Source organism: Methylotenera sp. 1P/1 (genome assembly GCF_000384355.1).
Taxonomy (GTDB): Bacteria; Pseudomonadota; Gammaproteobacteria; order Burkholderiales; family Methylophilaceae; genus Methylophilus.
On the sequence record NZ_ARWC01000001.1, the window covers coordinates 1,737,189 to 1,749,890 of the forward strand.

11 protein-coding genes are annotated in these 12,702 nt (G+C 47.3%); all 11 read left to right on the forward strand.

The window, feature by feature from the left end:
* The first annotated feature begins 20 nt into the window (after positions 1 to 20).
* The 11 genes from A3Q3_RS0108270 to mutY all read left to right on the forward strand — a co-directional run bounded on the left by A3Q3_RS0108270 (position 21) and on the right by mutY (position 12,696).
* Complete coding sequence (locus A3Q3_RS0108270; RefSeq protein ID WP_020183119.1) at positions 21 to 2,081, forward strand: VIT domain-containing protein; 2,061 nt, start codon at positions 21 to 23, stop codon at positions 2,079 to 2,081.
* Between the two features lie 34 nt (positions 2,082 to 2,115).
* Complete coding sequence (locus A3Q3_RS0108275) at positions 2,116 to 2,913, forward strand: archaeosortase/exosortase family protein (RefSeq protein WP_020183120.1); 798 nt, start codon at positions 2,116 to 2,118, stop codon at positions 2,911 to 2,913.
* On the forward strand, positions 2,910 to 3,449 hold the full coding sequence (locus A3Q3_RS0108280) for a hypothetical protein (protein WP_020183121.1): 540 nt from the start codon (positions 2,910 to 2,912) through the stop codon (positions 3,447 to 3,449). The genes A3Q3_RS0108275 and A3Q3_RS0108280 overlap by 4 nt, the downstream gene beginning before the upstream one ends.
* A 19-nt stretch (positions 3,450 to 3,468) precedes the next feature.
* A complete protein-coding gene (locus tag A3Q3_RS0108285; protein WP_020183122.1) occupies positions 3,469 to 4,743 on the forward strand; it encodes a biosynthetic peptidoglycan transglycosylase in 1,275 nt (424 codons plus the stop codon).
* Positions 4,744 to 4,829: 86 nt separating this feature from the next.
* A complete protein-coding gene (locus A3Q3_RS0108290) occupies positions 4,830 to 5,264 on the forward strand; it encodes a heme-binding protein (RefSeq protein ID WP_020183123.1) in 435 nt (144 codons plus the stop codon).
* A gap of 193 nt (positions 5,265 to 5,457) precedes the next feature.
* A complete protein-coding gene (locus A3Q3_RS0108295) occupies positions 5,458 to 6,717 on the forward strand; it encodes a pseudouridine synthase (RefSeq protein WP_020183124.1) in 1,260 nt (419 codons plus the stop codon).
* Positions 6,718 to 6,748: 31 nt separating this feature from the next.
* Positions 6,749 to 7,138, forward strand: coding sequence for a YidB family protein (locus A3Q3_RS0108300; RefSeq protein WP_020183125.1), 390 nt, complete (start codon positions 6,749 to 6,751; stop codon positions 7,136 to 7,138).
* A 74-nt stretch (positions 7,139 to 7,212) separates the two neighbouring features.
* Positions 7,213 to 8,040, forward strand: coding sequence for an undecaprenyl-diphosphate phosphatase (locus A3Q3_RS0108305; RefSeq protein WP_020183126.1), 828 nt, complete (start codon positions 7,213 to 7,215; stop codon positions 8,038 to 8,040).
* Positions 8,041 to 8,066: 26 nt separating this feature from the next.
* Positions 8,067 to 11,093 (forward strand): AsmA family protein, encoded by a 3,027-nt coding sequence (locus tag A3Q3_RS0108310; protein WP_020183127.1) that lies wholly within the window; start codon positions 8,067 to 8,069, stop codon positions 11,091 to 11,093.
* A gap of 12 nt (positions 11,094 to 11,105) precedes the next feature.
* Positions 11,106 to 11,663: a peroxiredoxin gene (locus A3Q3_RS0108315; protein WP_020183128.1), complete on the forward strand. Its 558-nt coding sequence runs from the start codon at positions 11,106 to 11,108 to the stop codon at positions 11,661 to 11,663.
* Positions 11,656 to 12,696 carry an A/G-specific adenine glycosylase gene (mutY, locus tag A3Q3_RS0108320; protein ID WP_020183129.1) on the forward strand — a complete coding sequence of 347 codons (1,041 nt, stop codon included), beginning with the start codon at positions 11,656 to 11,658 and terminating at the stop codon, positions 12,694 to 12,696. Before A3Q3_RS0108315 ends, mutY begins: the two co-directional genes overlap by 8 nt.
* Positions 12,697 to 12,702: the final 6 nt, after the last annotated feature.

Consider the following 12,702-nt stretch of genomic DNA (forward strand, 5'->3'; position numbering starts at 1 on the left):
CCAATTAACAGGAGTGAATCATGAATATACTAAAAGGATGCGCATTCATACTGGCATCCACCGCCTCAGCCAGCTTGATGCTGTTATCGAATACAAGCTATGCAGACACCAACCCCAGCACTGATACCGAAAAAACCTTATCTCCTTACTTTTTTGTCAAAAGCAACGACCCCAGCATTGATCAATTGCCGCTGAAATCCACCGACGTTAAAGTCAATATCACAGGGGTGATTGCCGATGTGGTGGTGACCCAGCATTACCGCAATGAGGGCACCCGCCCGTTAGAAGCCAAATATGTGTTCCCAGCCTCTACCCATGCCGCGGTATATGGCTTGCAAATGCATATTGGTGACCGCGTGGTAGAAGCAAAAATCCGTGAGAAAAAGCAAGCCAAAGCCGAATATGAGCAAGCCAAGTCTGAAGGCAAAAGCGCTTCTTTGTTAGAGCAGGAACGTCCCAATGTTTTCCAGATGAACGTGGCCAATATTTTGCCCGGTGACGATATTGCGGTGGTATTACATTACACAGAAACCATTATCCCAACCTCTGGCAAATATGAATTTGTGTACCCAGGTGTGGTTGGGCCGAGATATAACGGCGCCACGGAATCAAATAACGGCGAGGCTCCTAGCGGCGTAAAAGAGCCATGGGTGCAAACGCCTTATTTGAAGGCTAATGTGGCTAACAATAATACCTTTGCAATGGATGTGAATATTCATACGCCGATTCCATTGCAAACCATCAGCAGTAGCTCGCACCAAGTCACCATTGCGCAGCCGGATAAGCAACATGCCAGCTTAAAGCTAGCCGCTAATACCACCAATGGTAACCGCGATTTTATTTTAGGTTATAGCTTGGCTGGCGACAAAATTCAAACAGGCACTTTGCTCTACCAAGGCGCTGACGAAAACTTTTTTATGACGATGATCGAGCCGCCTAAACGCGTGACAAGCACGCAGATTGTGCCACGTGAGTACATTTTTATTGTGGATGTGTCTGGCTCGATGGGTGGCTTTCCTTTAGATACCGCCAAAACTTTACTGCGTAACATGGTCGGCAATTTACGCCCGACCGATACCTTTAACGTGATGTTGTTCTCTGGCGGTAACACTGTGTTAGCACCGCGCTCCCTACCTGCCAATGCCGACAATATCGAGCGTGCGATTGCTGCGATTAATCAACAAAATGCAGGTGGCAGCACCGAATTATTACCTGCGCTAAGAGCAGCCTTGAGCATGGATAAAACAGACACACGATCACGCAATTTTGTGGTGATTACCGATGGTTATGTCACCGTAGAAAAAGAAGCGTTTGATTTAATCCGCAACAACCTAAACAAAGCCAATGTGTTCTCGTTTGGGATTGGTTCGGATGTGAACCGCTTTTTGATGGAAGGCATTGCCCATGCTGGTGAGGGCGAAGCATTTATTGTGACCAACGATGCTGAAGCAAAATTAGCTGCGACCAAATTTAAGCAATATGTAGAAAGCCCGGTATGGACGCACTTAACGCTCAATATCAAAGGCTTGGACACCTATGACGTACAACCACAAAAATTGCGCGATTTATATGCAGACCGCCCGATTGTGGTGATTGGTAAATGGCGTGGTAAAGCGCAAGGTAGCATCTCTGTATCTGGCTTAACCAGCAGTGGTCAAGCGCACTATAGCTTAGATATTAAGGAAAGCTTAATTTCAAAAGACAACGCAGCATTACGTTATTTATGGGCACGCGAAAAAATCGCGGAACTGGATGACTACAGCAAATTATTTGCTGGGGAAAACGACCAAGAAATCAAGCAGATCACAGACTTGGGCTTGCAATACAACTTACTGACGCAATACACCTCGTTTATTGCAGTTGACCACATTGTGCGCACCAAAGACGCGGCTGATACGGTGAACCAACCATTGCCGTTACCGCAAGGTGTGAGTGAGTTGGCAGTTGGTGCCGAAGTGCCAAGCACGCCTGAGCCAGAGTTTTACCTGATGTTTGCCTTAGCCGGTGGTATGGGCGCTTATTTACGCCGCAGAAAACAACAAGTGCGTAAACATAACGACAATCAAACAAGTGCTAAATAAAGCCATGTTGACTCAAACTATGTATCTAAAAAACATGACATCCAAAAGCTGGCTGATTAGCGGGTTACTGGCGGCCACTCTCCTAGCCGCTTGGCCACACTGGTTATGGATGGTGCGCCGCAGCAGCGACGGCTCTGATGACCCTTGGGGTATCGTCGCGCTGCTTACCCTTGTCGCGCTGATCTATATCGACAAAGATAAGCTCCGCGCACCTCAAGCGTCTGCACTCAGCGCAACAGCGCTATGCATGATCACGGCAACCGCAATGTGGGGGTGGTTGCCACCCATCATTGCAACGGCTTTTGCACTAATTGGCATCAGCATGCTCATCGCAAACCTATTGCCCGCCAATCGTAAACTGATGCCTTTACTCACGCTAGCAATACTGTCGCTACCGCTTGTAGCCTCGCTTAACTTTTACTTGGGTTACCCATTGCGTTGGTTTTGCGCACAAAGCACCAGTGTGATTCTGTCTTGGTTGGGTACCGACACCACCCCTGCGGGTGCCAGCCTGTGGTGGAACGGCAAAACCATTTTGATTGATGCGCCTTGTGCTGGCATTGCCATGTTGTGGATAGGTTTATATTTTGGCGCGTTATTTTCTTATTTAAATAATGCCCGCACATTAAGAACGTGCATCAACTTGGGGTTGGCAAGCACCTTAGTCATCATCGCCAACGTACTACGCAATACCTTATTGTTTTATAAAGAATCCGGCATGGTGCACTTACCCCATTGGACGCATGAAGCGATCGGTTTAGTGATTTTTGCGCTGTTTGTGCCGAGTGTTTATTTTGTATGCCACGCCATGCAAACAAAGGAGGCAACATGAAAACGAGTCATGTATGTCAGGCGTTATTTGTAGCCATAATGCTGGCGTGCACTACCCGTCCATTTTGGCTGCCTGCAAATCACACCACCAACCAAGCAACAGCAAGCCTTGAGCAACACTGGGCATTTGATGCATGGCACACTAGCCACCAAAAATTGTATAAACTACCACTATCAGAAGTAGAGCAAAGCTTTGCCGCCAATTTTCCAGGCCATATTGCACGCTTTACCGATGGCAATACTGTGTGGGTGATTCGTTACACGGTGAAACCTACGCGCATGCTGCATTCCTCGATCGACTGTTATCGTGGCTTGGGTTATAACATCAGCATGCAACGCGTGGTAGAGAATGCACAACATCAACGTTGGCGTTGCTTTGATGCCACGAAAGGGCAGCGCTTGCAAGTGTGCGAGCGCATTGTGGATAAGCAAGGCAAGCAATGGACGGATGTGTCCGCTTGGTACTGGGAAAACATATTCAAACAAAACGATCACGCATGGTGGGCCATTACCCAAGTCAGCAGTATCGGGAATTAAGAGTTAACTTTAGCCATATATGATCACATTTAGACGCGTATTTTTTCTAGCATTATTGGGTTTGCTTGGCTGTGTGATTAGCGTCATTGCTTGGTTATGCAACCCATTTGATAAAACCGCCTGGCGCGTACCGCTACACTTGCCCGTTGTTGGCGTGGTGCATTTACGTGCCTGGCCACTCATGCAATTAGGCACCTCAAGTACGGGCCGCAAATTGCTCAACCATACCCAATGGCGCAGTAAACATGGGCTCGTCACAATAGAAAACCAAACTGGGCCGGAGAAAGCAGGGCAAGTCCAGCTGCGCTGTGAAACCTGTCTGTTTACTATCAAAGAATTGAGTTCAAAAGCCATTGTGTTTGATGCAGTCAACCTCACGATTGATCATGTGAATGACCACTTTACTGGCACGCTAGAAATGACGAGCGATCAAACCTCCATTCGCGTGTTATATAGCGCACATGCGCAGATGCAAGGCATTGATTTAGAGTGGTCATTGCCCACCACGGCCATTGCAGATTTGCTCATCCCACTTAAAACACATTCTGTCACCATCCAAACCGCGCGCGTGACTGGTCATTTATCTGCGAATGGCACACTACACTGGCCTAGCAAACGCTGGAGCGCAAAGCCGGTGATTCAACACTTTGATGTCACCGGGCTAGGCACAGAAAAAATCCGTACCGCGAATATACAATTTACCTGCCCGCAGCCAAATGAGCGTGCCAGCAATAATGAAGCCCCACCGCATATTTGGCTGGATAAAAAAAGAATGGGGCGCTGGTTGCCAATGGCGGTCATCATTGCGGAAGACGCTCAGTTTATGCATCACCACGGCTATGATTTTGAGACATTGAGTTATCTACTTGCACAGGAAAACCCCAACAAGCAACTGGGTGGCAGTACCATTAGCCAACAGCTGGCCAAGTACCTATTTACCGGCGGCGAGCGTCAATGGAAACGCAAAATTGAAGAGCTGCTGTATGCGGTGGAAATGGAAAGTACCTTAGGTAAACAGCGGATCCTTAACTTATATCTGAATACCGTCGATTGGGGGCCTGGCATTTGTGGCGCAGCCGATGCAGCGCAATATTACTTTGCATTGCCCCCGCAAAAGCTCTCCCGCACACAAGCGGCATGGCTAGCAGGTATTATCAGAAACCCTCACCGCGCTTGGCAGGAACAGTATTTAGCAAACAATCCCGATATGAAAAGAATCGCATCTATCACACGCTTTATGTCGACCAAAAGCAAGCAAGCACCGACCAAACTAGCGTTTACTTACGCGCATTAAAGAACAACCTGAAACTTTAAGTTAATTTGGTCATCAAGTATCATGGGGCTCAACCTCGTTTCAACACAATAATATTGGAGAATTGCATGCACGTATCTTTTGAAGAAGCACAACAAATTGTCGATAGCGCAGTAAAAAAATCCGTCGAGCTTGGCGTAAAAATGTGTATCGCCGTACTAGATTCAGGCGGCAACATCAAAGCGTTTGCACGCATGGATGATGCTTGGGTAGGCAGCAGCGACATTGCCATTAAAAAAGCAAAAACGGCTTGTTACTTTGCCATGCCCTCTGGCGAAATCGGCAAACTCTCTGTGCCTGGTTCACCGCTTTACGGTATCGAGCACTCTAACGATGGCTTAATTACTTTCCCGGGTGGCGTGCCTATTGTGGATAAAGAAGGCAACTTGATTGGGGCTGTGGGCGTAAGCGGTGATACGGTAGAAAATGACCATATTGTGGCAGTGGCTGGCGCTACACGCTGTGGTGAATGCGATATGCCTAAACACCCTTGGAGAACATAGTAAGCGTTAAGTTGCTTTAACTTTAAAAGCCAGCTTTGCTGGCTTATTTAATTAGACCCGAGCCCTATCTGCTTCACCAAGTTTAGATAATCGAGGTAGACCAATCAGAGGTTTTTGGCTTGAATTATTCAATAGGGTCATATGTAATTGTTTGTTAAAATAAGCACATTACACAAAACGCGTTAGCCTAATTTTGACCACAATTAAACTCAGCAAAACACCCATCAATACGCCATCTACTGGTAAAGCGCCCGTGCGCCGCGCAGACCCGACTAAACGCGATAGGACTAAAGCACCGCCAAAGCCAGTGATTCAGTCAGACAACGCAGAGGAAACGCCTCGCAGCAATACCGCAAAAGCACCGGGTAATAAGCCAACACGTGACAGCAAGCCAAACAACAGAACCACGCCATACACCAGCAACAAAGCACCTAGTACAGCCAAACCAGACAGCGCGCGCCAACGTAATCACAGGCATGACGGTAGCTTGCGTGAAGATAGTCAAGCACGCCCAGCGCGAAGCCAAGAAAGCACTGAAGCCAGACCAGCAAGATCCCCCAATGTAGACACACGCACCACACCGCGCGGAAGCCGTGAAGAACCGCAATATCGCCAAGCGCCACGCCGTGGCGGCAAGGCGCGCGATGGATATGATGCCAATGCACCTACTTACGGCGCGGCGGCCAAGGCAGCTTATAAACCTGCCGCAAGCACTGTAAGTGACGACTTACCGCGCTTATCTAAGCTCATGGCAGAACGTGGTTTATGTTCCCGTCGTGAAGCCGATGAGTGGATTGTGAACGGCTGGGTGAAAGTCAACGGTGAGATTATTGAAACACTAGGCACCCGTGTGGCGCCCGATGTTGAAATTGTGATCAGCGGCTACGCCAAAGAGCATCAAGCAGAAAACGTCACTATTTTGCTGCATAAGCCAGTGGGCTATGTTAGTGGTCAGGCAGAAGATGACTATGAGCCAGCCATCGTATTGGTACACCCGGAAAATCAATGGGAAGAAGACACTACCCAAAAAACTTTTCAACGTGGTTTTTTAAAAGGCCTTGCACCAGCTGGCCGTTTGGATATTGATTCCACCGGCTTGTTAGTACTTACGCAAGATGGCCGTGTAGCACGTCATTTGATTGGTGAAGACTCCACTGTAGAAAAAGAATATCTGGTACGCGTAGAAGGCGAATTAAGTCACGATGGTTTAACAAAACTTAACTATGGTTTAAGTTTAGACGGCGTTAAACTCAAGCCCGCCAAAGTCTCTTGGCAAAATGAAGATCAATTACGCTTTGTGCTAAGAGAAGGCAAAAAAAGACAGATCAGACGCATGTGCGAAATGGTCGGGCTAAAAGTGGTCGGGCTCAAACGTATTCGCATCGGCAGCGTCACACTTGGCAAGCTGCCTGTGGGTGAGTGGCGATACCTGCGTCCGGATGAACGTTTTTAGCGATTACTACATTTAACCTTGAGGATATAACATGGGATTATTAGATAACTTAGCAGGTGGCATGCTGGAAAAAATGATGGGCGAAAAAGGCGCCATGGCACAAGTGGCGATGGACATGCTCAACCAGCATGGTGGATTAAGTGGCGTATTAGACAAATTTAAAGAAAGCGGCTTGGCTGAGCAAGCGGCTTCTTGGGTAGGCAAAGGCGAGAACTTGCCGATTTCTGCCGATCAAATTGCCAGCGTGCTAGGTAATGGTCAACTTGCCGAGATGGCGGCAAAATTTGGCATTGATACCAATACATTAAGCGCACAAATTGCGGAACAATTACCCACGATTGTGGACAAACTCACGCCGGACGGTGAAGTGCCGACAGACTCAGGCAACTTGCTCAAGACAGTATTGGGCATGCTAAAGTAAGCATTGCTGACCATTCGCAAGGGGCTAGCAGCCCCTTTATTCATTTGTTAACCGTTAACATTTTCTAAGGCAACATGGACATACTTTTACTCCTTAAAGCTGCCATCATGGGCATTGTAGAAGGCGCAACTGAATTTTTGCCCATTTCTAGTACCGGCCACCTGATTTTGGCGGGCGATTTACTCAACTTTATGGATCACGACAAACGCAGTGTATTTGAAATTGCGATTCAACTTGGCGCGATTCTAGCGGTGGTATGGGAATATCGTCAGCGTTTTGTCAGCACATTTGCGGGGATCGGTCGTGACCCGATTGCCAACCGGTTAATCATCAATTTAGCCATTGCATTTTTGCCGCTGGCTATATTAGGCTTATCGTTTGGCGATAAGATTAAAGCCGCATTATTTAAACCGGTGCCGGTTGCCATTGCATTTATTGTGGGCGCACTGATTATTTTATGGGCAGAAAAACGTCAGCATACGGTGACCATTGAAACGGTGGACGAGATCAAGCCAATCGACGCATTAAAGCTGGGCTTGGCACAAGCGGTTGCATTAATTCCTGGTATGTCGCGCTCCGGTTCTACCATTATCGGCGGGCTATTTTTTGGGCTATCCCGCAAAGCAGCGGCTGAATTTTCTTTCTTTCTCGCAGTCCCAACCTTAGGTATCGCTTCCATTTACTCGATGTACAAAGACCGTGCATTATTAAGCATGGATGATATGGGCGCATGGATAGTGGGGCTTATTTTTGCGTTTATCAGCGCCATGATTGCGGTACGTGCACTGATTCGCTATGTGAGCCATCACGACTTTACGATTTTTGCATGGTATCGCATCGCATTTGGTGTGATTGTGTTGGTGACTGCCTATACAGGATTAGTCGACTGGACAGTACAATAGTGTTTAGCCCATTTTAGGGGGATACAATGAATAAATATTTAAAAATAGGGCTGATAGGGCTAGGCAGCATTGTCGGCCTAATGCTATTGCTTGCGGTGTACTTTGCGCTGACGTTTAACCCCAACGATTACAAACAGCAAATCATTGATTTGGTAAAAGAAAAAAAAGAACGCACCCTGACCATTGAGGGCGATATCAAACTCTCTTTTTGGCCAAAAATTGGTGCAGATTTAGGCAAAATTGCGATTTCTGAACACAAGGGCAGCGCAGAGTTTGCTTCTGTGAACAGCGCAAAAGTAGCGTTGGCCGTATTGCCGCTACTCAAAAAAGAGCTGGTGGTCGATACCGTGTATGTGGATGGCGCCAAAGCCAACATTATCAAATATAAAGATGGCACCACCAACTTTGACGATTTGCTGAGCAAAGACGAAGAAGAGTCTACCGAGATTAAATTTGATGTACAGGGCGTCAAGGTCACTAACTCCGCCGTGCAATATAAAGATGAAAGCACAGGCGCAAGCTACGCCATCAATCAATTCAACCTGACCTCTGGTCGCATTGCCTTAGCAGAGCCGATGGATATCGCCACCGACTTTAAAGTGAATGCTAACCAACCTGTGGTGGCCGCAAATGTAAAGGTCAAAGGCGTGTTTTTGGTGGATCCGGAAACCAAACATTTTAAAGTGTCTGGCTTAGATACTTTAATTACCGGTGATATGTTCAATGGCAAAAATGTAGAAGTGAAAGCCAGTGGCGATGTAGATGCCAAGCCGGAGAAGCTTGAATTTTTAGTTGATAGCTTGAAGCTTGCAGCAGCAGGCAATTTTGACGGCGCACAACAAACGGTTGAACTCAACGCGCCTGCGCTCAGCATTTTAAAAGATCAAGTCAGCACCAAAAAAATCACGATCAATGTCACACAACAAAAAACCGATGCCAACTTAAAACTGAACATGGTGTTGGCAGACATGAAAGGCTCGCCTAAAGCCTTACAAAGCAGCGGCATTAGCGGTGACTTGAATATGACGCAAGGTAAACGTGTGGTCACTGGGCAGTTTTCATCGCCCTTCAATGGCAATATCGATGCTTTGATTTTTGATATCCCCAAACTGGTGGGCAAGCTCAATATTCAAGACCCAAGTTTGCCCAATGGTGCGATCCAAGGTACGTTTAATTTGGGCGCGCATGCGGATATTAAACAAGAAAAAGCAGACAGCACATTTAGCTTAAATGTGGCAGAAACCAAGCTTAACGGCAATGTAGACGTAGCGGGTTTTAAAACGCCAAATATCAAATTCAATGTCAGTGCAGATAAAATCAACCTCAATCAATTACTCGGCAAGGCTTCGGCTGCACCAGCCCCTGCCAGCAAAAAATCCGCCAGCAAGCAGCCTACCGATTTATCTGCGCTTAAATCTCTACATGTGGATGGCAAGCTCAATATTGGCAGCATTATTTACGACCCATACCGCGTGACTGGGCTAAACGTAGGCATTAAAGCCGATGGACAAAAACTGTCACTCACAGGGCTAGATGTCAAAGTGGATGACAGCCGCATCAAAGGCAATTTTGCCATCAGCCAATTTAATAAGCCGTTGTACACCTTTGATATTGATGTAGACCAAGTGGATTTGGATAGATATGTCGGCGCTTCTACAGGCGATGCTAAACCAGCCAAAACCAGCACTGAGTCAGCCAAACCATTAGATCTATCTGCGCTGAAAGCATTGAACGCAGATGGCAGCATTCGGGTTGGACAATTGAAATATGGCAAAACCAAAGCCAGCAATATCAACATCAAACTCAATGCCAATGGCGAGAAATTAAGTTTAAACCCACTCAGTGCCAAAGTGGATGACAGCCAAATTAACGCCAGCTTGGGTGTGACACAGTTTAGCCAGCCAGCATTTAGTTTTAATGTGAATATCGATAAGTTGGATGCAGACCGCTATATCACCAAAAGCGAACCAAGCGCCGCCCCCAAAACCACGCAGGCCAGCGCAGAGACGCCGATTGATCTGAGTGCTTTAAAAAAGTTTAACGCCTCTGGCGAGGCCAAAATTGGCTGGCTAAAAATCGCCAACGTCAAAACCGAGAACGTGAATATTGGCCTGAACGCACAAAATGGTGTGGTTAACGTATCGCCATTTGCAGCCAATTTATACCAAGGCAGCATGAGTGGTGCGCTGAAAGTGGATGCACGCGCCACGCCAGTGATCACATTCAAGCAAGCCATGAAAAATATTTCCGTAGGGCCGCTACTGGTTGATGCAATCAACAATGACATGCTGGCGGGCAAGGGCTCAGTAGATATAGATGTAACTACACAAGGCAACACAGTGTCTGCACTCAAAAAAGCTTTGGCTGGCAATGCCGCACTTAACCTAGCGGATGGCGCTGTGAAAGGCATTGATATTGCCGGCACATTACGCGACATGAAAAACAAATTGAATGTATTAAAATCCAAAGATGCACTGGCCAGCGATAAAACCAAAAAGACCGACTTTAGCGAGTTGACCGCCACTTTTACCATTAAAAATGGCGTGGCTCACAATGAAGACCTAGAGATGAAGGCGCCAATACTGCGTTTAGCCAAAGGCGATAGCAAAGGCGATATCGACATTGGCAATGAAAAAATCAACTATCTAGCCAAACCCACAGTGGTTAAATCCTTAAAAGGACAAGGCGGCGCAGACCTCGACCAATTGAGCGGTTTATCTATTCCGGTAAAAATTACCGGCACCTTTGCTAGCCCACAATTTGGGATGGATTTTGCCGCGATTGGCGCTGCCATTGCTAAATCCAGCCTGCTAGATAAAGTAGGCGGCGAAAAAGGGGCCGCTGTAAAAGAACTGCTTGGTAACGAGAATAAAGCGGATGCACTGAAAAACATCTTGGGTGGCAGTAAAAAATCTACTGCCCCTGATGCAGACAAAGGGAATGCTGCCTCTAGCACAGAAGGTGCGCCTGCTGACGCAGCACCAGCAGAGAAACCTAAATCACTCAAAGAACAGGCAAAAGAAGAAGTCTTGAAAAAGCTGCTCAAGTTTTAGCATTACCGTTACATGCCACAATTTCAAACGCTTCCTGCTAATCTACCTGCGCCTGTAGACGATGGTGCTTGCCGACACTTGCTGCACGCCACGCTGCCTAATGTGGCACTAGCATCTACACAAGGACCCGCTGTTAACTTATACAAGCTGACAGGCTGGTCTGTGATTTATGTTTACCCAATGACTGGACAGCCAGATAAAGCGCTACCGGATGGATGGGATAGTATTCCCGGTGCCCGTGGCTGCACTCCACAATCCTGCGCATTTCGTGATCATTATGCAGAGCTACAACAACTAGGTACCCACGTGTTTGGTTTGAGCACACAAACCAACACCTACCAAACTGAAGCCGCTACACGTTTGCACCTGCCTTTTGCATTGCTAAGCGATCACCAGTTTGTCTTTGCCGAGACGCTCCAACTACCAACGTTTGAAGTCGATCAGATGCGACTAACGAAGCGCGTCACTTTACTCGTGCTGAACGGCAGGATTGAACATTATATTTACCCGGTCTTTCCACCAGACCAAAATGCAACGCAAGTGATGGATTGGCTGACACGCCATGTCTGATTTCGCACTGCGCATTATTGCTTGGCAAAAACAGCATGGTCGCCATGACCTGCCTTGGCAGAACACGCATAACCCGTATGTCATTTGGGTGTCGGAAATCATGCTACAACAGACGCAAGTGGCTGCGGTGATTGGCTATTACCAGCGTTTTATGACGCGCTTTCCAACCATTCAAAGTTTAGCCGCCGCTGAACAAGAAGAAGTCATGCAGTACTGGAGCGGCTTGGGTTACTACTCTAGAGCACGCAATTTACATCACGCTGCACAAACCATTGTGGATGAATTTGCCGGCGAGTTCCCACAAGATTTTACAGCCATGCAATCACTCTCAGGCATTGGCCGCTCCACTGCAGCTGCTATTGCGGCATTTGCCTTTAACCAAGTACACACCATTTTAGATGGCAACGTAAAACGCGTATTGGCGCGTCACTTTGCAATTGAAGGCTGGCCTAGCGCACCTAAAATAGAAAAGGCCATGTGGGTGCTGGCAGAATCTTTGCTACCCAACGCTGGCATGGTGGCGTATACGCAAGGGCTGATGGATTTAGGTGCAACGCTATGTACCCGCAGCAAACCCACATGTAACGCATGCCCGCTGAATACTAGCTGCTTAGCGTATGCGCAACATCGCGTGCACCTACTACCAACGCCTAAACCCAAAAAAATCAGCCCGCAAAAGTACACCACCATGCTTATTTTGCAACATGGCCAAGAGGTTCTGCTCGAAAAAAGACCATCTAAAGGTATTTGGGGAGGCTTGTGGAGCTTGCCTGAAATTGATATGCAAACCATTGCCACGGAAGCGGCGCAAGCCAAGTTTGGACTGACAGTTGAGACGCAAGAGCCATTACCATTGCTACAGCATGCCTTTACGCATTTTAAGTTAGAAATTTTGCCCCAACCATTAGAAGTCTTAAGCAAACCACCCAACCCCAATATCCCCAATACCATTTGGCTCCCCATCGAAGATGCTATTGGTGCAGCAATCCCCACACCTGTCAGAAAAATTTTGATAAGCTTGCGTAAAGCTTAACCACAC

Excerpts from the sequence above, each read along its gene's own strand:
- A3Q3_RS0108270 (WP_020183119.1), top strand. The coding sequence starts at position 21 with ATGAATATACTAAAAGGATGCGCATTCATACTGGCATCCACCGCCTCA.
- A3Q3_RS0108275 (WP_020183120.1), top strand. The coding sequence starts at position 2,116 with ATGACATCCAAAAGCTGGCTGATTAGCGGGTTACTGGCGGCCACTCTC.
- A3Q3_RS0108280 (WP_020183121.1), top strand. The coding sequence starts at position 2,910 with ATGAAAACGAGTCATGTATGTCAGGCGTTATTTGTAGCCATAATGCTG.
- A3Q3_RS0108285 (WP_020183122.1), top strand. The coding sequence starts at position 3,469 with ATGATCACATTTAGACGCGTATTTTTTCTAGCATTATTGGGTTTGCTT.
- A3Q3_RS0108290 (WP_020183123.1), top strand. The coding sequence starts at position 4,830 with ATGCACGTATCTTTTGAAGAAGCACAACAAATTGTCGATAGCGCAGTA.
- A3Q3_RS0108300 (WP_020183125.1), top strand. The coding sequence starts at position 6,749 with ATGGGATTATTAGATAACTTAGCAGGTGGCATGCTGGAAAAAATGATG.
- A3Q3_RS0108305 (WP_020183126.1), top strand. The coding sequence starts at position 7,213 with ATGGACATACTTTTACTCCTTAAAGCTGCCATCATGGGCATTGTAGAA.
- A3Q3_RS0108310 (WP_020183127.1), top strand. The coding sequence starts at position 8,067 with ATGAATAAATATTTAAAAATAGGGCTGATAGGGCTAGGCAGCATTGTC.
- A3Q3_RS0108315 (WP_020183128.1), top strand. The coding sequence starts at position 11,106 with ATGCCACAATTTCAAACGCTTCCTGCTAATCTACCTGCGCCTGTAGAC.
- mutY (WP_020183129.1), top strand. The coding sequence starts at position 11,656 with ATGTCTGATTTCGCACTGCGCATTATTGCTTGGCAAAAACAGCATGGT.